We start from the raw sequence: 20,345 nt of genomic DNA, 5'->3' as shown, positions 1-20,345 counted from the left end.
ACTAGCCAGTGACGGGGCTTCTTTTTTTACTAAGTATTATGCTGAAATAAAAATGAAATTTATAAATATATGGATATATATTTATCTATTGATAAAATTGCATGAGCTGCGATAAAAATTCATCTATTTAAACTATAGAGGGAGCTATCCACCTCTATATAAGATTTTTAGTAAATTTACTTATCACCGAAGTGATTGGCTATTGAGTTAGGATCTGGGAATGGTGAAAAAGAGCTATAAAGTTAAAATTTATAATTTTTAGAGCATCATCAATTATGAAACACTTTATTCTAAGACATAAATCCAATATAAATATTAAAATAAAACAACTGCTGTTAATTTTAACTCTGTAAAGGCTTTCAATCTGCAAATTATAAAAAGGATGCTTTTGTGCTCAATGTCATTGTTCCGTTAATGGGTGGAATAGGTTTATTTCTTTTAGGTATGTCTTTGATGACTGATAGCTTAAAAGCAATTGCGGGCGAGGCATTACGACAATGGTTAGTTCGTTTTACAAGTTCACCAATGAAAGCTGTTTTATCTGGGATTGGTTTAACCGTTGTGGTGCAGTCTTCAACTGCTACGACTTTGGCAACAATTGGTTTTGTGAGTGCTGGAGTGCTCAGTTTTAGTCACGCGATTGGTGTCATTATCGGTGCCAATATTGGGACAACCAGCACGGGCTGGATGGTAGCCTTACTTGGATTGAAATTTTCTATTTCGAGTTTTGCTTTACCTTTGATTGGCATTGGCGCTTTACTAAAATTATTAGGTAAGGAGAAAATTGCATTTATTGGACTGACTTTGGCTGGTTTTGGTCTATTATTTTTTGGTATTCAGCTGCTACAAGATGCCATGAGTGATGTCGCAGAGTTAATTGATCTGTCACGCTGGGCAGAACCGACTTTGTTAATGCGGTTATTTTTAGTATTGATCGGTATCTTTATGACCATCGTATTACAGTCTTCTAGTGCTGCAATTACAACGACACTGGCTGCTTTGTCGACTCAGACAATTAATCTGGAACAAACATTAGCATTGGTGATTGGTCAAAATATCGGAACAGTGGCCACAGCGGTTCTGGCTGCGATTGGAGCAACGACAAGTGCAAAACGAACTGCTGCGGTTCATGTTATTTTTAATATCGTGACAGCTTTTTTTGCTTTTATTCTCTTATCACCTGCATTTGTATGGGCATACAACCATATCGAAAGTATTCATCAGTTAGGCTCAGTTTTATTGGTGGCTGCATTTCATACGTCTTTTAGCTTATTAGGGGCATGTATTTTTATGCCACTTTTGCCTAAATTTGAACAATTGATTATGCGATTATTGCCAGAGAAAGAGCATTCAACGACACGCTATCTCGATGAATCACTTTATAGTGTTCCTGCACTTGCCATCGCTGCGGTAGAACGGGCACTTTTACAATCAATATCAGATATGTACTGTATTTTTGTAGGTTGTATTCAGGGCAGAGTGGTCGCAACATTAGTCAAAACAGATGAGTTTGATTATACGTTGGGAAAAATTGAAAACTATCTCGATAAGATGTCTGTTCCACAATCTTTAGCAGATCAACATCGCTTGGTTATTTTATTGAGGCTAGTTGTGTATGTGCGTGTGCTCAAAAATGATTTAAGTAATGTGGCGCATATTGAGACGATTCAGAATCAAAGGAATATTGATCAGCTAGCCACCCAATTCGCAATCATTCTTGAGCAATATATTCCACATTTACTACATGAACCATTTATTAAAATTCCAACAATACTTGTGGGTGAGTTGGTTAATTTTGCAGCAGGTATGCAAGCACAACAGGAGTTGGTTCGACAGCAAATTATTGAGGTTTCTTCGTCGAAAACGCTGTCAGCAACTTATACTTTAGAGCAACTTGCTGCACAACGTTGGTTAGAGCATTTAGTGATTCATTGTAGTCGTGTTGCTGTTTTATTGGGTGATACTGAACAGATATCAGTGAATGAAGAATTAGGGATAACGCAATAATAAAGTTGAATGTTTTATATGAACTATTACTTCTGGAGTAATAAGCTTTTAAGTGCATCTTAAAACTTTATAAATCAAAATTTTGCATAAATCTTGGTTTTTCTACTTTCCTCCTTAGCTGACAGGCCTATAATATTTGAGAATCATTCCAAATCTAATAAGGAAATAACATGTCGACCGATCAACAATTTAAGGCACCTGCGAACTTAGGTATTGCAGTTTATTCTGACAATGCAGAAGCAATCGGTAATACTCCATTAGTACGTATTAATCGTCTTATCAAATCTGGTGCAACTGTTTTAGCAAAAGTGGAAAGTCGTAATCCTGCATTTTCAGTCAAATGTCGTATTGGTGCTGCACTAATCGCAGATGCGGAAAAACGTGGTGCACTGAAAGCTGGAATGCATATTGTAGAACCGACCAGTGGAAATACGGGTATTGCTTTAGCATTTGTTGCGGCAGCAAAAGGTTATTCAATTACATTGACGATGCCTGCCAGTATGAGCCTTGAGCGTCGTAAAGTGCTTAAAGCTTTTGGTGCAAATTTGGTGTTAACTGAACCAGCAAAGGGAATGAAAGGAGCTGTCGATGAAGCCGTGCGTTTAGCTACTGAGCAGCCAGACCTATATTTTCTTCCACAACAGTTTGAAAATCCAGCCAATCCTAAAATTCATGAAGAAACTACAGGTCCCGAAATTTGGGATGCAACTGATGGAAAAGTTGATATTCTAGTTGCTGGTGTAGGAACGGGTGGAACGATTTCAGGTATTTCGCATTATTTTGAAAATATCAAAAATAAAGCACTTTATTCTGTAGCAGTTGAACCTGCGGAATCTCCGATTATAAGTCAAACTAAACGGGGTGAAGAGATTGCACCTGCGCCCCATAAAATTCAGGGTATTGGTGCTAACTTTATTCCAAAAAATTTAGATTTGAATATTGTGGATGAAGTAATGCCAATTGGTAGTGAAGAAGCAATTGAATGGGCACGTAAATGTGCAACTCAAGAAGGCATTTTGGTCGGTATTTCAAGTGGGGCAGCACTTGCTGCTGCGGCAAAAATTGCAGAACGCCCAGAGAATGACGGAAAAACTATCGTGGTGATTTTACCCGATAGCGGTGAGCGTTATTTATCTTCTGTATTGTTTGAAGGTTTATTTGAAGAATAAATAACTGGGGATAGAAAGGTTATTCAATATAAGCTTTCTATCCAAATCGCCTAAGTTCTATAGTTCTTTCTTTAGGGCTTTTTCAAAATGTTTAACGGAACGTGCATATTTTTTTGCTTTATGCCGTGTCCAAAAGCTGGATTTATAGCCAGTTGGACCAACATTATAATAAGCACTGGCTTTAAACCAGCTTCCAGCCATCTCATTATAATGACCTAAAATATAAGCACTACATTGAATATTGGTATATTCATCTGCCAAATTTCCTGGACAAGGTTGTCGCCAATAGCTAGGGATAATTTGTGCAAGACCGACTGCACCGCCCGAGGAACGTGCATAAGAATTATAGTTTGACTCCTGACGAATGGTGGCAGCTATCAATAATGGTGGAACACTATAGCGATCGGCGCTTTGGATTATCATGGGAGATAAACGATTGGCTGTCGCCGGTGAAACAGCATACGCTTTTTGTAATCCACTAGAAAGTTTATTTGAGCGTTTTTCTAAGGAACCACTCTTAGGGCCAAGGGTTGTGCAACCTGTAAATAGAATACATATAAAAAGACTAAAAAAAGCGTTTACTGAAGAAAAATAGGTATAAGTTTTTTGCTGTAAATGAGGTTGTAAATATGAAATCAAGCTATGCAACCTATCCAAAATTTTGACTCTAGGATGGTAGTTTGATGTTATCAACTCGTCAATATTTTATAACTTTTCAATAACAAGAGAAAAGCAGAGTTCTTGAGCTGACAATCTAATTTTTCTCCATATTTATCAAGAGTCTTTATCGAGTATTTTATAACATTAGGTCATCAACTCCACCAATATCTTAAAATATGAAAGAAAATAGGAGCAGAAAAACAAATAGAATCAATACGATCTAGCATACCGCCATGTCCTTGAATAAGCTGTCCCCAATCTTTAACGCCACGATCGCGTTTAATTGCGGACATGACTAAACCGCCAAAAAATCCAAAAATACAAACGGTGAGCCCAATCCCAGCAGCTTGCCAATAATTAAACGGAGTGAGCCATTTCATTGTAATGCCCAACAGCGTTGCCAATACAATACCGCCTAATAAGCCTTCAATAGTTTTTGAGGGTGATAAAATAGGCGCTACTTTATGTTTTCCAAACAATTTTCCGCAGATGTATTGCAAGACATCTGATGCCTGTACCACCATAATAAGCCAGATTGCTAGCCAAATTTTATCCCCCTGAAAATCTGAAAGTTTTAAATTTAGTAGGGCGGGAACATGTGAAATACAGAATACACACACCATAAGTCCCCATTGTATTTTTGCGCTTCGCTCTAGAAAATGAGTCGTATCTTCTTGTTTTAGACTGGCAATTGGAATCAATAGGAAAACATAAAGTGGAATAAAAATAGAATACAGACCATACCAGTCGATATAAACTAAATAATATTGATAAGGTATGACAAAATAAAAGCCGATGAGTAATGGAAAATAATCCCCACGCCGCGTGGGTAAAAGACTAATAAACTCGCGCAAAGCAAACAGGGAAATTAAAGCAAACAGAATAATAAATGCAATTTTTCCTAGAAGAATGGCTGCTGCGAGTACAATTAGCATAACCCACCACGCATTAATCCTGGCATTGAGGTTATCAATAACAGATACAGATCGTTCGCCTGCACGTTGTTTTAGAATAAAGCCAACACTAGAAGCAAAGACTAAAATCGAGGCAAAAATTGCAAATAGTAGATACGTTTGATACACGTTATTGGTGATCATTGATATTCAGCCTCTTTAAGTTTTAACAGCTCTTGTCGGGCATGAGTTAAGAAATTTTCTTTATCCAGTGTATTAATATTTTTTAGGGGGCATCCAAAAATAACTGTGGAAAGTAAAGGTAAGGGAATAAAAGCACCTTTTGGCATGACTCTTTTTAAATTTGAGATCCATACTGGAACTACTTCAACCTGTGGAAATGCTTGACTCAAATGATATAAACCGCTTTTAAAGTCTAAAAGTTCAACATCATCATTTAAATTTCGAGTTCCTTCAGGGAAGAAAATAATCGAATATCCTTGTGCTAGTACCTCTTTTACAGGTTGCAAAGGATCTTCATTGTTCTCACGACTGCGGCGAATAGTTACCCCTGAAAAAGTATCCTGAATAAGAAAACGGCGAAAACCATCTTTTAACCAATAATCAGACGCTGCAATAGGTCGGGTTTGTCGTCGAATGGCCTTAGGTAATGATGACCAGAGTAAAATGAAATCAATGTGGCTATTGTGATTTGCATAGTAAATACGTTGTTTGAGTTCAGGTTGACATCCCACCCATAAACTACGCGCGCCTGTAAGCGATCTTGCGCCACGTCGTGTTAAAAAAGCGATAAATCTGGCAATAGTTTTACTGATCATATTTTTATATTTGGAACAATTAATTGAATTAGGTATGAATGGATTCATGGTTTCCTCAGATTTATTGATTACAGAGGAAGCCAATAAATACAATAAGTATAAGGTATTGTAATATAAGCAACAGTATTTGCAGTTTGAATAACTTTAGACAGCCTTTCAGGCGCAGTTGCCATGAGCGTCCAACTTTTGCTAGTGGTATAAGTTTGAGCCCAATAAGAGCTTGATCTAGTTCTTCAGTGGCTTTATCTAAAGATTGTGACGAGGAAAAGCCTGTTTCGGTAATGAACAGGATTAAATCTACATCAAATTTGACTCGAATTGAAAGGTAATGATGCATACATAAAAGTAAAAATATAATAAGCAGGTAAGCCCAGAGTTCTAACGTTTGGCCTCCATAAAAGAAGGTCGCCATGACAGATAGAACAAAAGCCACATAGCCTGAGAGTAATAAAGAAATGGTGTTATTCAGCAATTTAGAAATAATAGTTAATTGCAAAATCATGGTGATAGCCCCATTTGCTTAAGCTGATAGAGGTTAATCTGCTGAATATGTGATTCGTTCAGCTTGACCCATGGCCGGCCTTTTCGCACGATTTGTAACGCATTTTTACTGTTCACTGCATGTTTATGTTTAATAAGCCATGCACATAAAATCGATGTACTTCTTGAATAACCCAAAGCGCAAAATATCAGGATTTTCTTTTGGTGTAAGGTATTAGATCTATTCAGGTTCAGCAAAAGATGATCGAAAGCCTCTACCGCATATTCGAGTTGATTCGCTTGTAATGGGATTAGATCCAGACTTAAATATTGACCATAATCTTTTGTGGTGTGGACTGGCAACTCAGCACAACAGTCAAAAATGCCATTGTATAGCTGTATTTGGTCAGGAGATGGAATTCGTCCAAGATAAATGGTGAGTTGATCTATATGGATAATTTCTGAATCATTAGGATGCTTATATGTCCGGATTCGACTATTTAACCATGCGAATAATAAATAAGGAAAAAATAATATAAGTGTGGCAGGGCTCATCTTTCCATCTGATTGTTTTTGAAAGAAATAAGGTCGTACCAATACATAAGCAAATCCCACTAAAAACAAACTCAATGCAGGATAAAATAACCATAGTGCCCAGCTTTGTAAGTACGATGCTAGCGCGGCTAAAAGAATGGAAGCTAGGATATAGTAACTTCCAAGTTTAATATGTTTTATTGTTCTTTGTTGCTGATTTTGCTTAGCGTATGGTGCTTTTATATTGAGTGGATATAACCATACGCACCATGCACCCACAATTAATCCTGTAGGAATATCAATAAAATGGTGTTGCCATGTAGTCAGTACAGAGAGTCCAATCAGTACTGACCAAAAATCAACTAGCCATTTAAAAGGTGATCGAATATGGCGACGGTAAAAGTCCCATAAAATAACCAATAATACAATGTGCAGAGAAGGGGCCTGATTAAAAGGTTTGTCAAAACCCATCAAAATATCAAACCAGACGCCAAAAAAACCATGAAGTTCAGGACGTTCAAAACTAAACTTGAGCGGAAATAGTAAGAAACAGCAAATGGATAAGAGTTGGGCTGTAAACAGCCGTAACACATGCTGTCTCAGTTCAAACTTATTCCAGCATAGAAGTAAGGAAAGACCGTAAAAAAAATCGATTGACCAATAGGGAATAATGGTCCAAGGCCAAAGAGGAATATTTTTTTCCCATGCAAAAACGATACTCGGCACATGGCGTAAGCTAGCTGTATAATGATTGGCAAACCCATAACTTAAAAAGAAAAAGGGTGCAAGAAACATCAGACACAAAAGTCCCCATTTCCATGTTCCTTGCTGCTTTTGTAATGCTTGCATAGCAGACCTTATAATTTTTGGGCAACTGAAACAGTGAAAATGCCATATTCATCAATAGATTGATCAATTTTCTTGAAACCTGCTTGTTCCACGAGCGCATCCATTTCAGCTTGAGATCTTAAGCGCATCACCCATGCTTCACCTTGACGATGTGATGTTAATGCACGGGCAATAAATTCCTGCTGAGGATGCCAGATTTGCCCGGTATAAATGATATAGCCCTCTTGTTCAATTGCATGCGAAAGACCTGCTAAAGAACGTCTTATTAAATCATTGTCGCTAAAAAGTTCGTATAGGCCAGAAACCACTGCCAAATTAACTTTAGGTTCTATACTCGCAAGTGAGTTTTCATCAAATGCATCCCCTAGTTTAAACTGTGCAATATCCTGAAGATTACGTTGTTTAATCAGTTCAGCGCCAGATTCAACATTCAATTCGCTATAATCACGTAACAGAATGGAATCTGGTCGCTGACTGAATTGACTTACTGCATCCAGAATATAACGACCGTGTCCTGCTGCTATATCCAGTATTTTAAGTGGCTTTTGAGCCTGTATAAGTTTTTCGGCATATTTTGATAAAAGCTGTTCAAGGTGTTGTTTACGTACACGTATACCACGCCAGCCAATTGCATTTAAATATTGCTGATCAATGATTTTGCCAAGGATATTGCGACTTTCAGGAGCATTTCGATAAACAAAGTCAAGCGTACTGCCAGAGTCATAGCCAGTTTCTTCACCAATTTTTAAACCCTGTGATAAATGACTTCCGATCTTCAGGTTTTTCTTGGTAATGGACCAGAACCAGTTTTTGAGGGAATTTGGCGGCAAAGGTGAACTTAATTGTTCCGCAGTTGCACAGCTTGGTCCAATTTTGTCAGCATGGAGTACGTCAATTTTTTCAGGGTTTTGGACAAAACTTTGTTGAATAAAACGGCGAATTTTTTGAAAGGCAATTTCACGATCTTTTTCACCAAGCGTGTCGTGATAAAAACCTTCAAGAATATGAAACTCTTTTTGTGGATGTGGTAAACGTTCATAAAACAAACGTTGGGGTTTTTGTTCAACAACAAAATCTGAACCTGAACATAGTATTTGAGTGGGAATAAAAATATTTTGAGCATCTTCCACAATACGTTTAGATGTATTATATAATCCAAGCAACATACGCACTGAAATGGCTTTAGCAATTTGCGGGTCAGATTCATACTCCTTGGCGCGTTGTGAATCATGAGTGAGCATTTTTGCTTTGACATAACTTGTGATAAAGAAATTACCACGCAATTTACTCAGTAAAGTCAAACCTGGCTTGGCAAAAGGTACGTAAAGTTTAATATCAAAAGCTGGAGAAGCTAGACATAAAGCCCGAAGGTTAGGGGCATAATCATGTACCCAAGTTGCCGCCAAGACTGCGCCTACACTTTGTCCAATCACCACCATATTTTGGGGCTGAATTTTATACTGATCTGTAATATGCTGGATAAAATATTGAATATCTTTAACGCATGCAGAAAAGCTGGGTGCATCACCACGTTCGCCTGGTGATTGACCATGGCCGCGTGCATCCCATGCAAAAAAATCAAAATCAGGAAGTTTAAGTTCCACGACTAAATGTGCCATACGCTGTGAATGTTCATGACCGCGATGAAATAATACAATGGCTTTATGATCTGGATTTTGCAAAGACGCCCAACGTTGATAAAATAAACTAGTGCCGTCATGGCTCACAAATTGATGTTGTGTATTGTTATGCATCATTATTTTCCTAAATAAAATTTAAGTTATCAAAATCGCATTTTTTATACGGTTATAAATTGTTAGAACCAATAATATACTTATGATAATCAACATACCGTTGCTACTATAATTGAATAAGGTTTGGGGAATGAATGGAGTGAAATAAGAGCCAATGACTATAAAGATAGCTAAAACACTAAACCAAAATGCACGATCACTTTTACCCATTGGCCCATCATAACGCCGCTGTTGACCAATTAAAGGCGCTATAACACCTGCGTATTCACTTAAAAGTGCTAAAAAAATAACAAGAAAAAGCAGAGAAGGAGAAATAAAGTTGATTACGATAAAGCACCCATATAAAGCTGTATCAGAAATAACATCACAAAGCTCATTGAAATATGCCCCTAATCGAGTCTGTTGGTTAAATTCCCGAGCCAAAATGCCATCAATCGCATTGAAAGCCATTCGAATAAGCATCCAGAAGGGAATGAGCAAAAAGCCTAAATAGTGAGACTGACGATCTGGTTCATATAAATAAAAAAGTCCACATGAAAGTCCAACTGAAATCAACATGGCAACCAGAGTGACTTGATTAGCGGTAATACCGAACTGATATAAGCGATTCACAAATGGACGTAAGAAGTTTTGAAAGGCTGGTTTTAATTGATAAATGGACGCCATTGTTATTTTAAATTTAAAATCAAAAACTTATTCTAATCATTTTAATTGATAAGTTGCAAGTCTATATTTTGTAAAGGTATACGCTGTAAAATAGTCGAGTTAAATTTAAAAATTTTTTAAAAGAAATTATAATAAAATCCTTTTTTATACTCTTACTACAGAAATTATGACGCCTGCTTGTAAACTACTTAAAACCAATAAGATTGAATATAGTATCCATGAATATGAGCATGATATTCATGCAAAAAGTTTTGGTCTCGAAGCAGCGGAGAAATTAAATTTAGAAGTTGCAGATGTGTTTAAAACATTATTGGTCACGGATGATAAAAATTATTTTGTAGCGATTTTGCCTGTCAATCATCAGCTCAATTTGAAAAAAGTTGCTTCTGCATTGGGTTGTAAAAAATTACATATGGCAGATCCGAAGGATGCTGAACGTTTAACGGGTTATTTAGTGGGAGGAATTAGCCCATTAGGTCAGAAAAAACGGCTTAAAACAATAGTTTGTCAAAGTGCCGAAATAAAAGAAAAAATATATGTCAGTGGAGGCAAACGAGGACTGGATATTGGATTAAATCCACAAGCTTTGGTTAGGCTTCTAGAAGCTAAATTTGCTGATATTATTGATGAATAAAAAGGATACCGTCATACCTTTTCAAAAAGAATGTGAATGAATGGTCTATCTTAGTCGAAAAATATCTGCACCAGTCTTCTTATGCTATGCATTTTATTTTTCCAGTTTTATTTTCACATTTTAAAAAATTAATCAATAATTTGGGATGGATTTAAACAAAATTTTTTTAATTTTTGATCTTAAGGACAAAAAATAACCAAAACTGTTTCATTTGATAACAAAGCATATTTTTTGCACGTTTTTTGTATACCCTACATAAAAGGAACTAAAAAACGAGGTAAATCAATGCTGATTTTTCATGGATCTCCTGTTCAAGGTGCACTTTTTGATATGGATGGAACAATGTTTGATACTGAAAGATTACGGTTTCAAACATTGAAACAGGCATCTCAAGAACTCATTGGACAAGCATTTTCCGATGAATATTTAATGCAATGTCTGGGACTGAGTGCCACCACTGCGGAACAACTAGCCAAAGCACAGTATGGTGCAGAGGTGCCTTATAAAACCATTCGTCAACGTGCTGATGAGTTAGAGCTTGAATTGGTTCGCAATGAAGGAGTTCCTATTAAAAAGGGGCTTGTACAGGTTTTAGAACGGTTAAGAAAATCAGGATTGCGTATGGCAGTGGCGACTTCGAGCCGCCGTGCAATAGCAGAAGAATATTTAATTAATGCCAATGTTTATAAATTTTTTGATGTGTTGGTGTGTGGTGATGAAGTTGAAAGAGGTAAACCACACCCTGAAATTTTTGAAAAAGCCGCTGAAAAATTAAATTTGGAAACAACAAAATGTTTGATGTTTGAAGATTCTGAAAATGGGATTTGCTCTGCACATGCAGCAGGCGGCATGACGATTTTGCTGAAAGATATTAAAGCACCCAATGAGCATATGTTGTCCAAAGCCAATTTTTACTTTGAGACAATGTATGACTGCCTGGAAGATCTGGATCAATATGTATCCGCAATGGAAATGCCTATTTTACAGGAGTCATTTCCCCAAACAGTGAATCAGCTTACTGTTGGAATTCACGGATTCGGTGCAATTGGTGGTGGTTATATCGCTCAGATTTTATCACATTGGGATGGTTATACGCGTCCTCAGCGTATTATTGCCTCAACTCGTAATAGCTTATACCGTGAAGCGGTGAATGCCTTTGGTACTTATTGCATTCGTTATGGGCAAGTTTCTTATGATGAACGAATTGAATACATGTCAGTCATTGATGCAGATAATGAACAGCATATGCTGGATATGTATATGGAGTCGTCTTTAATTGCACTGTGTTTGCCTGAACACGCCATTGCAACAGAAGCGAAAATTATTGCCAAAGGATTGTATGCACGTTTTGCTTCACAAACGATGCAAAATACACGTCCACTGACGGTTTTAATTATTTTAAATAAAGTCGGTGCTAAAAAACTGGTCGTATCTCATATTCGTGAGCAACTTATTGCTTTATCGAATGTTGAGATTGCCGACCAAATTATGACTCAGCATTATTTTTGCGATACTGTCGTCAACCGTATGGTTTCCAAACTTTCTGAACAAAATCTGTATCGTCAACTCAAAATTAAATATAACTTTTTCAAACAACATCAATCAGATGCTGAAGATGAAAATGTTGAAATTGAAGATACCGCCAAACTTTCAACTGAACAGGAACATCAGGCATCCTTATATATTGATGATATGCGCCGTAATTTTCAACCGAGTCATATCTTACAGACCATGGACTTGATTCTGTTCAATAGTGAAACAGATATGCCGATCTATGTGGAGAATAACAGTCCATTATTAATAAAAATGCGTCAAATGATTTTGGTGGATAATATTGCCGATATTCAACTGATCAAAAATCGTCTTTGGAATGGCGTTCATGCCATGATGTCATGGTACGCCTCATTGGTAGGGCATGAAACTATTGGTGTAGCAATGGGAGATGCACGTGTACAGTCTCTGGTTGAACATTTAATTCAAGAGGTGAGGCAAGGTCTAGCTGCATATTTACCAACACGTGCCAAAGATTTGGAGAGACTGGCAAAAAGTTTCGTAGAGTCTTGTCAGTATGCTTACAAGGATCCATGTCAGCGTGTAGCGCGTGATCCATTACGAAAATTAAATCATAATGAACGGGTTATGGGTTCAATCGCAAATAATCTACATTTTGATCAACCCATAGACAGCTTATTATGGGGTGCAAGTCTGGGCTACTTCTACGCAATGAAAATGTTCAACATCAGTCTTGAAGATATCAATGAGCATTTGCAATCAAATATTGCTCTATTTGATTTAACGTCTGCCCAAAAACAAAAAATTGAGTTAAAGATACAGCAACATCTGGATCAATTACAGGAGAATCCCACGTGTTTAAAACAATTCAAAAGCTTTGCTTTGCCTCAAGATACACAATCTTCCTATGCTTAAATACCTAAAAAGCTTTACTGCTAGCTGATAATTTGAGTTTCTCACACCAAAAACCATGCTTTAATAAAGCACTTTGATTTTTGGTGTTTTTTCTTGTATTTGAAATCTCATGGTTGGGTTATTCCAACCTTAAGTCGTGATTATCCAGAGTGGCATCGTGGACGTACTACCTATGCACTGTGGTACATCTTAATTGATCGAGAAAAATATCCAGAATTAGTCGATAAGCTAGACCAATTACAAGCTTCATTTTCAGATCTGTTATTGAAAAATACGCAGCGTCAATATCATATTACTTTATATATTTGTGGCTTTTTGACTGAGCAAAAGCCCTTATATAATGATGATTTTTCAATGCAGTGCTTTGAACAGCAACGTTGGCAACTTTTAAATCAATGCAATAAAACCTCATTTCAACTTGAGATAAATGGTTTAAACAGTTTTACTAGTGCCTTATTTATAAATGTAAATGACGATAATAATCAACTCACGGATATTAGGCAAAAACTGCATCTACCAGATCATCAGGAAATTGCCGCTTTACAATATCATCCGCATATTACACTTGGACTTTATCGTGATGCTTATCCAAGTCAACAGATTTTTAACCGTATGCAGAAGACTCCAGAGATTGATTTAAAAATTACGATCGATCAGCTGCATTTTGGTTATTATCAGGCACAACAATTACAAAGCCCTTTACATTCGGTTTATTGCTTACAATTGGAATGATCTATGTTACATCTCATTTTAGGCGGTGCGCGTTCAGGCAAAAGCCAACATGCGGAGTCGATTGCTCAGGCCCAAGCTCATCCTGTGACTTATATCGCAACTGCACAGGCTTTAGATGAGGAAATGCAGCGACGTGTACAGCATCATCAACAGCAGCGACCAAGTGAATGGCGAGTGATTGAAGAACCCATTGCACTGGCACAACAACTTGAACTGATTGACCAACCGCAACAACTTATCTTGGTAGATTGTCTAACCTTATGGCTCAGTAATCTTTTACTATTGGATAATCCAGATGGTCAGCTTATTGAATGTGATAATTTGCTTCAACTTTTGCCTAAGTTATATTCAGATATTATTTTAGTCAGTAATGAAACGGGACTAGGTATTGTCCCTATGGGTGAAATAACACGGCGTTTTGTAGATGAGTCTGGACGTTTACACCAGCGGTTAGGGAAAATTGCAGATAAAGTCGAGTTTTGTGTCGCAGGGTTCCCAATGTTATTAAAAGGAGAAAAATCATGAGTTGGTGGTTAGAACAAGTTAAAGCAGTTGATGAACAAACCAAACAGGCTGCCATACACCGCCAACAACAATTAACTAAACCCACAGGTTCGCTTGGAGATTTAGAGGCGATAGCAATCCAACTTGCGTCTTTACAACAGAACGTTCATCCACATGTGAATCAACCTTGGATTACCATTTTTGCAGGCGATCACGGTGTGATGCAGGAAAATATTTCTGCCTATCCACAAGCTGTCACGCGTCAAATGCTACAAAATTTTGCGACAGGTGGAGCTTGTATCAGTGTGATTGCACGGCAATATGCAGCTACATTGCAAGTTATAGATTGTGGGACGGTGGGTGAAGATTATCATTATGACAGCGTAGAAACTCATTGTATCCGAGCTGGAACAGCAAATTTTGCAGTTGAATCTGCCATGAGTGAAACTGAATGCTATCAAGCTATGGATTTAGGTCGTAATAGCGCTGAACAAGCGATCGAAGCCCACGCTGATATTTTTATAGCAGGAGAAATGGGCATTGGTAATACCTGTTCAGCCTCAGCATTGGCTTGTTTATTACTGAATGAAAAAGCAGAGCAATTGACTGGTGTAGGCACAGGAATTGATACTGAAAAGTTAAAACATAAAAAGCAAGTGATTGATCAGGCAGTTGTACTGCATAAAACTCGTGTAAAAGAGGATACGTTTAAAATAATGGCTGCAGTAGGTGGCTTAGAGATTTCTGCGATGACGGGTGCCTATATTCGTTGCGCACAGTTCGGCTTACCGATGATCGTTGATGGCTTTATCAGCTCCGTTGCAGCACTTTGCGCCGTGCGTTTAAACCCTAGTGTACGCCAGTGGATGCTCTTTGGACACCAATCTGCTGAATATGGTCATCGCCGCATTTTAGCTGAATTAAATGCCCAACCTATTTTGAGCCTAAACTTACGTTTAGGTGAAGGAAGTGGTGCAGGAGCCGCCTTGGGTGTCATTCAATTAGCTTGTACTTTACATAATCAAATGGCGACCTTTGTTGAAGCAGCAGTCACAGGTGATCAGGTTTAAGACGGATATGCGACCAGTGCTGAGGATTGATGTATTACGTCATGGGGAAACCACCTTGAACCATACTTTGCGAGGTCATCTGGATGATGCATTAACGCCAACGGGTTGGCAGCAAATGCACAATACGATTGAACAATTTCAATCTAATGCATGGCAAGCAATCATGGCTTCGCCTTTACAGCGATGTGCAACTTTTGCCCAATGGCTTGCTAATGAAAAAAATCTTCCTCTTTGGATAGACGCAGATTTTAAGGAACTGAATTTTGGGAATTGGGAAGGGATTTCCACGCAGCAAATTTATGAAGAATCACCTGATTTATTGGCAAACTTTTGGCAAAAACCCACGTTATATCATGCGCCAAATGGCGAAAAATTATTTGATTTTCAAACGCGAATCGTACAGGGTTTATTGTCGTTAATAGAAAAAATGTATGCTCAACAATTTTCTAATATTTTATTGGTTACACATGGCGGCGTCATTAAGTTGATGCGTTGTTTGGCACAACAACAGCCACTGGACAATATTCTAAAAATGCAAGCAGAATTAGGGCAAGTTTATCATTTTCAGTTGAGTTTTGATGATCACAAACAATTGCAAATTGCTGAGGAATAGTGCACATGTTGCCTTTTTGGATTGCATTACAGTTTTTGACAGTAATTCCTGTCCGATTATCGCGTATACCGAGTCAATCTGAAAATGCGCAGTCCGTTTTATATTATCCATTTGTTGGATTATTCATTGGCCTAATTTTATATGTCTTAAGTTTATTGCTTAATCCAGTGCCACATCTCCTAAGTGCGAGTGTTATTTTAGTGATCTGGGTCTGGCTAACGGGTGGATTGCATCTGGATGGTCTAGCAGATACTGCTGATGCATGGGTCGGCGGTTTTGGTAATAAACAGCGCACGCTTGATATTATGAAAGATCCAAGTTGTGGGCCAATAGGGGTATTAAGTCTTTTTGCGTTATGTTTACTAAAGTTCAGTTGTATTTATGTCCTACTTGAGCAAAATCTGGGTTTATTTTTATTATTTGTCCCCATGCTAGGGCGAATTGTTCCATTAATTTTATTATTAACTACAACTTATGTACGAGAAAAAGGCTTGGCTCGACAGCTAGTGGATCATTTGCCAAGGGGTTTTGCATGGTTGATTAGCGGCATGGTCTTATTGAGCCTGATCTATTGGAAATTACAAGGCATTTTAAGCTTACTGTTTTTTGTAGGAGGGCTAAGTTATTTACGGCAAATTTTTATCAAACGCATTAATGGCATCACGGGAGATACCATCGGTGCGAGTATAGAATTGCTGGAAACTCTATTATTATTGAGCTTTAGCCTGGTTGGATTTTATCTATAATTTGGAGGTTTAGTTTAAGCCAATAATTTAAAGATAAGATGAACCAGAAAAGGCCCCACAATCACCATAAAAATACCGGCCAAAACCATGGTTAAACTAGCAATAACACCTTCCTCTTTATTGCGCATATAAGCTTTACTTGTGCCAAAACCATGTGCTGCATTTCCAAGGGAAGCCCCATTCGCCAAATATGATTTAAGCTTTAAACTAGCCAAAACCAAATCACCAAAAACGATCCCTACAATCCCGGTAATAATGGTAAATAAGATAACCAACTCTACAGAACCTCCAATGTGCTGAGTCAACTCCATTGCAAAAGGCGTAGAAATTGAGCGTGACATAAGGCTATAGGTGGTTTGTTGGTCGAAATGAAAAAGGCGTGCCAAATAAAATGCACTGACCATACCCGCCGTCATACCTACTATGATGCCCATACCAATCGATAATGCGTGTTGTTTGATTACATTACGATATTCATAAATGGGAATGGCAAATGCAACTGTAGTTGGACCAAGCATCCAGATGACCCATTGGTTATCCTGCATGTAAGTTTCATAGGACACATGAAAACTTAATAATAAGCCAATAATAACGACAGGGACTAAAATAGCAGGTGAAAAGGGTAAATACGGTAAACGACGATAAATTGGTTTTGCTAAGACATAACCGATTAATGTCCCGACTAAACAAATTAAAGCAATATTCATGGTTTTGCTCCATGTTGTTGCAGGGTTTGGGCTTTTGTTTTGTGGCGCTGTTCTAATCGTATTTCAAGTTTAAAGCATAGATGAACGGTATAGGCGGTAAATACCATGACACAGACTGTCCCAAGCAGAACGGCACAGATTAATTGCCAGCCTTCAGTTAAAAAAAGGGTTTTATAATTGATCAGACCCACCACACAGGGAATAAAGAATAGAACTAATTCGGCCAACATAAAGTCTGAACCAGTTTTGATCCATTCTAATTTAAATATACCGCTCAGTAGTCCAGCCAAAACTAGAAAGAGTCCAATCACACCCGCCGACACAGGGAGATTCAATCCATGTTGTAATACTGATCCAATCCACCAGAAACATAACAACAAACCAATTTGTGCAATGACTTTGGCCGAATATGTAAAACGCGATTGCGACACTGAATAACCTATGAATGAAATGATGAGCGGGGATGAAATAATTGTAGAATGAATTTTTATGTCATATTATGAATAATAAATAAATAATTATGCCTTTATGGAATAATTTAATGGATATTAAAGCACTTAAAATTTTTGTACAAATTATTCAAAGCCAAAGCTTTACCGTAGCGGCTGAACAACTTTTCATGACACAGCCGACAGTGAGTAAAGCAATTGCTGCACTGGAACAGGAAATGGGCACTACCTTATTTAAAAAAGGTGACGCGGGACGTAAACGTGAAGTTGAACTGACATATACAGGTCAACAAATTTATCAACATGCACTCAAAATACTGGATGAACAAAAAAAGATTTATGAAACCCTGCAAGATATTAAACATTTGAAAAAAGGCAAACTGACTTTAGGCTTACCGCCTTTAGGTTCTGTATTATTGACATCCTTGATTGCATTGTTTCATAAACAATATCCGAATATTGAATTACAGTTTATGGAGGTTGGCTCCAATGCGATTTCAGAAGCAATTTTAAATCGAACGTTGGATGTAGGAGTACTTTTAAACAATCAAAACCCGATCTTGGCTGAAATTCCAATCATCGATTCACCATTATGCCTCGTCTCAAGTCCTGATTCAAAATGGAAAGGATGTGCTCATGTTGAGTTGATTGATTTAAAAGATCAGGATTTTTTATTTTATGATGATCGTTTTGCGTTAAATAAATTGATTCTCGAAGCCACCCAAAAGCTGGGATTTGTGCCTCATATTGTATGTAAAAGTAGCCAGTGGGACTTTATCGTAAAAATGGTAGAACACCGTATGGGGATTGCTCTCATTCCACAAATTTATTGTGAGCAATTGGACCCCAGAAAATTCAATATTAGCCTGATTAAAGACACACCTATTCGCTGGAAACTTACAATGGCATGGAATACGTCTGTTCCCATGACGGCTGCAGCTAAGGCATGGCTCGATATTGTGAAGACTCATCAGGATGAAATTCATTTTTAGTTAAGCCAGTTTTGAATAACATCAATGATTTGTTCTGGCTGTTTAATCCAGACACTATGCTGATTGCCTTGAATACATCTTCTCAAATCGAGCTGTTTAATTTGAGGATTACTATGATAGTGAGCTAAGCCCATTAATGAGGACATAGGTGCCCATTCATCGCCCTTCATTTGAATAAAAAGAGCTTGGTTATCTGAAACATGAGTCGGCTTTAAAATGTGATCATATGTTCCTGTCAGCCCTATTCTACACCAATCCTGAATAAGAGATTTTGCTTCTTTATTGCCAAAGCCAATCTTGTTTCCTGGTAAATAACCATAAATTTGAATGAGAAGACTAAAAATTGATATTGCTTTTAAAATTTGAATTTTACCCTTTAAATCCCAATAATGTAGTCCAATATTGCCTGTTGCAATCCCAATCACTGTAACGTCATGTTGTTGGCTATACAATGTAGCTAAATGACCGCCTAAACTATGCCCAAGTAATACCAAGTTCTGTCGTGAATGAGGTTGTGGGGCTAACTCTATAAGTTGGGGAATAAAATCTTGCAATAAATCTTTATAGCCGTAATCAAAGTGTCTAGAAACTTTTGGGGTATTTCTGTTACATCCAGGATAATCAGCTGCTATTGTATTGAATCCATTCGTATTTAAACCCCTAATAATTTTTTGATATTTACCAATTTCAACGCCGATAGCCGGAAGAATAACAATCGTTTTTGCATATTGATTGATGATATTTACTTCTGCAGAAATCTCATTTGATTTTGGAAAGTGAATAAGTTTCTGGATGCATTCCATATATTTTAGTCCTTAAAATGATTCAGTTGAATCAACGTTGCGAGTCCTAATGTGTTTAAGAAGGCTGTTCTAGAATTCGGATGTCGTCTTATTTCTTCTTTTATTAGTGTTTTAAAAACAGTATTAAATTTTTCACGTGGATAATCTTCCAAACAACGTTCTCGGAATTGTGTAGGTATGAGATAAAGTTCTGACCCAATCACATCACAACTGGTTCCTTTTTGTAGCATAATCACTTCTTTAGACTGACTCCAATCAGTAAAGCCATTCATGTGCATACAAATCGCATCAGTAATTAAGTCAATCTTATTTTTTGTATAATGGTGATGCTGACATAGATGTTCGGCTTTTATGGCACTTTTAAGTGTAAAACACTGACAATTTGTAGATTCATGCTGATCAACTAAGCCAATATCATGTAAAAGTGCCGCTACTAAAAATGCTTCAGCGTCATACTGCCAATGATTTATTTGACTAAACGCCACACCCCAAAAATAGCTGCGCCAAGAATGATGAATTAAAGCCCTATTTTGTGTTTCTTCTAGCTGTTCAATTGCAGCTTTGACCAAAACGCTATCTGGTAATGGTACAGCATCATAGTTTATCTCATGAACAGTATGCTTTAGCAAAAGTCCTGCACGGTGTAATAGGTGTTGTGTAATTGGGCTGAATGTTTTACGTAACAGATATGATTTTTCTTTGAAATTAATTCTACCTTGTGTTTTTTTCATCCATATATAAGATCCTAACATTTTTATACTCTTGCATTAATTAGAGTAATTACTCTAATTAATGCATCTGTCAAAATCAAGTTAAT

The 20,345-nt window shown here is 37.3% G+C and carries 21 protein-coding genes; 10 read left to right on the top strand and 11 right to left on the bottom strand.

Features of this window, described 5'->3' with window-relative positions:
• Nucleotides 1-390 precede the first annotated feature (390 nt).
• Entirely contained in the window at nt 391-2,007 is a 1,617-nt protein-coding gene (locus IAE19_RS14735; RefSeq protein WP_200461667.1) for a Na/Pi cotransporter family protein, read from the top strand.
• A 170-nt stretch (nt 2,008-2,177) separates the two neighbouring features.
• A complete protein-coding gene (cysK, locus tag IAE19_RS14730; protein ID WP_200461666.1) occupies nt 2,178-3,176 on the top strand; it encodes a cysteine synthase A in 999 nt (332 codons plus the stop codon).
• A 57-nt stretch (nt 3,177-3,233) separates the two neighbouring features.
• Here cysK and IAE19_RS14725 read toward each other — a convergent pair whose 3' ends face one another.
• The 7 genes from IAE19_RS14725 to IAE19_RS14695 all read right to left on the bottom strand — a co-directional run bounded on the left by IAE19_RS14725 (nt 3,234) and on the right by IAE19_RS14695 (nt 9,851).
• On the bottom strand, nt 3,234-3,734 hold the full coding sequence (locus IAE19_RS14725; protein ID WP_320159391.1) for a lytic transglycosylase domain-containing protein: 501 nt from the start codon (nt 3,732-3,734) through the stop codon (nt 3,234-3,236).
• Between the two features lie 254 nt (nt 3,735-3,988).
• Nucleotides 3,989-4,933: a phosphatidate cytidylyltransferase gene (locus IAE19_RS14720; protein ID WP_200461664.1), complete on the bottom strand. Its 945-nt coding sequence runs from the start codon at nt 4,931-4,933 to the stop codon at nt 3,989-3,991.
• The gene (locus IAE19_RS14715; protein ID WP_200461663.1) at nt 4,930-5,616 is read right to left on the bottom strand and encodes a lysophospholipid acyltransferase family protein; all 687 of its coding nucleotides are present in this window, start codon (nt 5,614-5,616) and stop codon (nt 4,930-4,932) included. The genes IAE19_RS14720 and IAE19_RS14715 overlap by 4 nt, the downstream gene beginning before the upstream one ends.
• 13 nt (nt 5,617-5,629) lie before the next feature.
• Nucleotides 5,630-6,070: a hypothetical protein gene (locus IAE19_RS14710; protein WP_200461662.1), complete on the bottom strand. Its 441-nt coding sequence runs from the start codon at nt 6,068-6,070 to the stop codon at nt 5,630-5,632.
• Nucleotides 6,067-7,431 (bottom strand): phosphatase PAP2/dual specificity phosphatase family protein, encoded by a 1,365-nt coding sequence (locus tag IAE19_RS14705; RefSeq protein ID WP_200461661.1) that lies wholly within the window; start codon nt 7,429-7,431, stop codon nt 6,067-6,069. Before IAE19_RS14705 ends, IAE19_RS14710 begins: the two co-directional genes overlap by 4 nt.
• Before the next feature lie 8 nt (nt 7,432-7,439).
• Nucleotides 7,440-9,185 carry a bifunctional alpha/beta hydrolase/class I SAM-dependent methyltransferase gene (locus IAE19_RS14700; RefSeq protein WP_200461669.1) on the bottom strand — a complete coding sequence of 582 codons (1,746 nt, stop codon included), beginning with the start codon at nt 9,183-9,185 and terminating at the stop codon, nt 7,440-7,442.
• A 21-nt stretch (nt 9,186-9,206) separates the two neighbouring features.
• Complete coding sequence (locus tag IAE19_RS14695) at nt 9,207-9,851, bottom strand: CDP-alcohol phosphatidyltransferase family protein (RefSeq protein ID WP_200461660.1); 645 nt, start codon at nt 9,849-9,851, stop codon at nt 9,207-9,209.
• A gap of 166 nt (nt 9,852-10,017) precedes the next feature.
• Here IAE19_RS14695 and ybaK point away from each other — a divergent pair, with 166 nt between their 5' ends.
• From ybaK to IAE19_RS14660, 7 genes are all read left to right on the top strand, one after another.
• Nucleotides 10,018-10,485, top strand: a complete 468-nt coding sequence (gene ybaK, locus IAE19_RS14690) for a Cys-tRNA(Pro) deacylase (protein ID WP_200461659.1) — start codon at nt 10,018-10,020, stop codon at nt 10,483-10,485.
• A 285-nt stretch (nt 10,486-10,770) separates the two neighbouring features.
• Nucleotides 10,771-12,912, top strand: coding sequence for a bifunctional mannitol-1-phosphate dehydrogenase/phosphatase (gene mtlD / locus IAE19_RS14685; RefSeq protein WP_200461658.1), 2,142 nt, complete (start codon nt 10,771-10,773; stop codon nt 12,910-12,912).
• A 93-nt stretch (nt 12,913-13,005) separates the two neighbouring features.
• Nucleotides 13,006-13,644, top strand: a complete 639-nt coding sequence (locus IAE19_RS14680) for a 2'-5' RNA ligase family protein (RefSeq protein WP_200461657.1) — start codon at nt 13,006-13,008, stop codon at nt 13,642-13,644.
• A 3-nt stretch (nt 13,645-13,647) separates the two neighbouring features.
• Entirely contained in the window at nt 13,648-14,169 is a 522-nt protein-coding gene (cobU, locus tag IAE19_RS14675) for a bifunctional adenosylcobinamide kinase/adenosylcobinamide-phosphate guanylyltransferase (protein ID WP_200461656.1), read from the top strand.
• Entirely contained in the window at nt 14,166-15,218 is a 1,053-nt protein-coding gene (gene cobT, locus IAE19_RS14670; RefSeq protein WP_200461655.1) for a nicotinate-nucleotide--dimethylbenzimidazole phosphoribosyltransferase, read from the top strand. Before cobU ends, cobT begins: the two co-directional genes overlap by 4 nt.
• A 7-nt stretch (nt 15,219-15,225) precedes the next feature.
• On the top strand, nt 15,226-15,831 hold the full coding sequence (locus IAE19_RS14665) for a histidine phosphatase family protein (RefSeq protein WP_200461654.1): 606 nt from the start codon (nt 15,226-15,228) through the stop codon (nt 15,829-15,831).
• Between the two features lie 5 nt (nt 15,832-15,836).
• A complete protein-coding gene (locus IAE19_RS14660) occupies nt 15,837-16,577 on the top strand; it encodes an adenosylcobinamide-GDP ribazoletransferase (protein ID WP_200461653.1) in 741 nt (246 codons plus the stop codon).
• Nucleotides 16,578-16,591: 14 nt separating this feature from the next.
• On the opposite strand, the gene IAE19_RS14655 is transcribed toward IAE19_RS14660, so the two are convergent.
• A complete protein-coding gene (locus IAE19_RS14655; protein ID WP_200461652.1) occupies nt 16,592-17,284 on the bottom strand; it encodes an LrgB family protein in 693 nt (230 codons plus the stop codon).
• The gene (locus tag IAE19_RS14650; protein WP_200461651.1) at nt 17,281-17,715 is read right to left on the bottom strand and encodes a CidA/LrgA family protein; all 435 of its coding nucleotides are present in this window, start codon (nt 17,713-17,715) and stop codon (nt 17,281-17,283) included. Before IAE19_RS14650 ends, IAE19_RS14655 begins: the two co-directional genes overlap by 4 nt.
• A 110-nt stretch (nt 17,716-17,825) precedes the next feature.
• Between IAE19_RS14650 and IAE19_RS14645 the strand changes: the two genes are divergently transcribed.
• A complete protein-coding gene (locus tag IAE19_RS14645) occupies nt 17,826-18,725 on the top strand; it encodes a LysR family transcriptional regulator (RefSeq protein ID WP_200461650.1) in 900 nt (299 codons plus the stop codon).
• On the opposite strand, the gene IAE19_RS14640 is transcribed toward IAE19_RS14645, so the two are convergent.
• Nucleotides 18,722-19,528: an alpha/beta fold hydrolase gene (locus IAE19_RS14640; RefSeq protein ID WP_200461649.1), complete on the bottom strand. Its 807-nt coding sequence runs from the start codon at nt 19,526-19,528 to the stop codon at nt 18,722-18,724. The genes IAE19_RS14645 and IAE19_RS14640 overlap by 4 nt on opposite strands.
• Before the next feature lie 5 nt (nt 19,529-19,533).
• Nucleotides 19,534-20,259, bottom strand: a complete 726-nt coding sequence (locus IAE19_RS14635) for a hypothetical protein (RefSeq protein WP_227612280.1) — start codon at nt 20,257-20,259, stop codon at nt 19,534-19,536.
• Between the last annotated feature and the right edge of the window lie 86 nt (nt 20,260-20,345).

This window comes from Acinetobacter sp. S40, from assembly GCF_016624705.1.
Taxonomy (GTDB): Bacteria; Pseudomonadota; Gammaproteobacteria; order Pseudomonadales; family Moraxellaceae; genus Acinetobacter.
This window is presented reverse-complemented; position numbering and strand designations above follow the sequence as displayed.

Excerpts from the sequence above, each read along its gene's own strand:
- cysK (WP_200461666.1), top strand. The coding sequence starts at position 2,178 with ATGTCGACCGATCAACAATTTAAGGCACCTGCGAACTTAGGTATTGCA.
- IAE19_RS14720 (WP_200461664.1), bottom strand. The coding sequence starts at position 4,933 with ATGATCACCAATAACGTGTATCAAACGTATCTACTATTTGCAATTTTT.
- IAE19_RS14715 (WP_200461663.1), bottom strand. The coding sequence starts at position 5,616 with ATGAATCCATTCATACCTAATTCAATTAATTGTTCCAAATATAAAAAT.
- IAE19_RS14710 (WP_200461662.1), bottom strand. The coding sequence starts at position 6,070 with ATGATTTTGCAATTAACTATTATTTCTAAATTGCTGAATAACACCATT.
- IAE19_RS14705 (WP_200461661.1), bottom strand. The coding sequence starts at position 7,431 with ATGCAAGCATTACAAAAGCAGCAAGGAACATGGAAATGGGGACTTTTG.
- IAE19_RS14700 (WP_200461669.1), bottom strand. The coding sequence starts at position 9,185 with ATGCATAACAATACACAACATCAATTTGTGAGCCATGACGGCACTAGT.
- IAE19_RS14695 (WP_200461660.1), bottom strand. The coding sequence starts at position 9,851 with ATGGCGTCCATTTATCAATTAAAACCAGCCTTTCAAAACTTCTTACGT.
- ybaK (WP_200461659.1), top strand. The coding sequence starts at position 10,018 with ATGACGCCTGCTTGTAAACTACTTAAAACCAATAAGATTGAATATAGT.
- mtlD (WP_200461658.1), top strand. The coding sequence starts at position 10,771 with ATGCTGATTTTTCATGGATCTCCTGTTCAAGGTGCACTTTTTGATATG.
- cobU (WP_200461656.1), top strand. The coding sequence starts at position 13,648 with ATGTTACATCTCATTTTAGGCGGTGCGCGTTCAGGCAAAAGCCAACAT.
- cobT (WP_200461655.1), top strand. The coding sequence starts at position 14,166 with ATGAGTTGGTGGTTAGAACAAGTTAAAGCAGTTGATGAACAAACCAAA.
- IAE19_RS14665 (WP_200461654.1), top strand. The coding sequence starts at position 15,226 with ATGCGACCAGTGCTGAGGATTGATGTATTACGTCATGGGGAAACCACC.
- IAE19_RS14660 (WP_200461653.1), top strand. The coding sequence starts at position 15,837 with ATGTTGCCTTTTTGGATTGCATTACAGTTTTTGACAGTAATTCCTGTC.
- IAE19_RS14655 (WP_200461652.1), bottom strand. The coding sequence starts at position 17,284 with ATGAATATTGCTTTAATTTGTTTAGTCGGGACATTAATCGGTTATGTC.
- IAE19_RS14645 (WP_200461650.1), top strand. The coding sequence starts at position 17,826 with ATGGATATTAAAGCACTTAAAATTTTTGTACAAATTATTCAAAGCCAA.
- IAE19_RS14640 (WP_200461649.1), bottom strand. The coding sequence starts at position 19,528 with ATGGAATGCATCCAGAAACTTATTCACTTTCCAAAATCAAATGAGATT.
- IAE19_RS14635 (WP_227612280.1), bottom strand. The coding sequence starts at position 20,259 with ATGAAAAAAACACAAGGTAGAATTAATTTCAAAGAAAAATCATATCTG.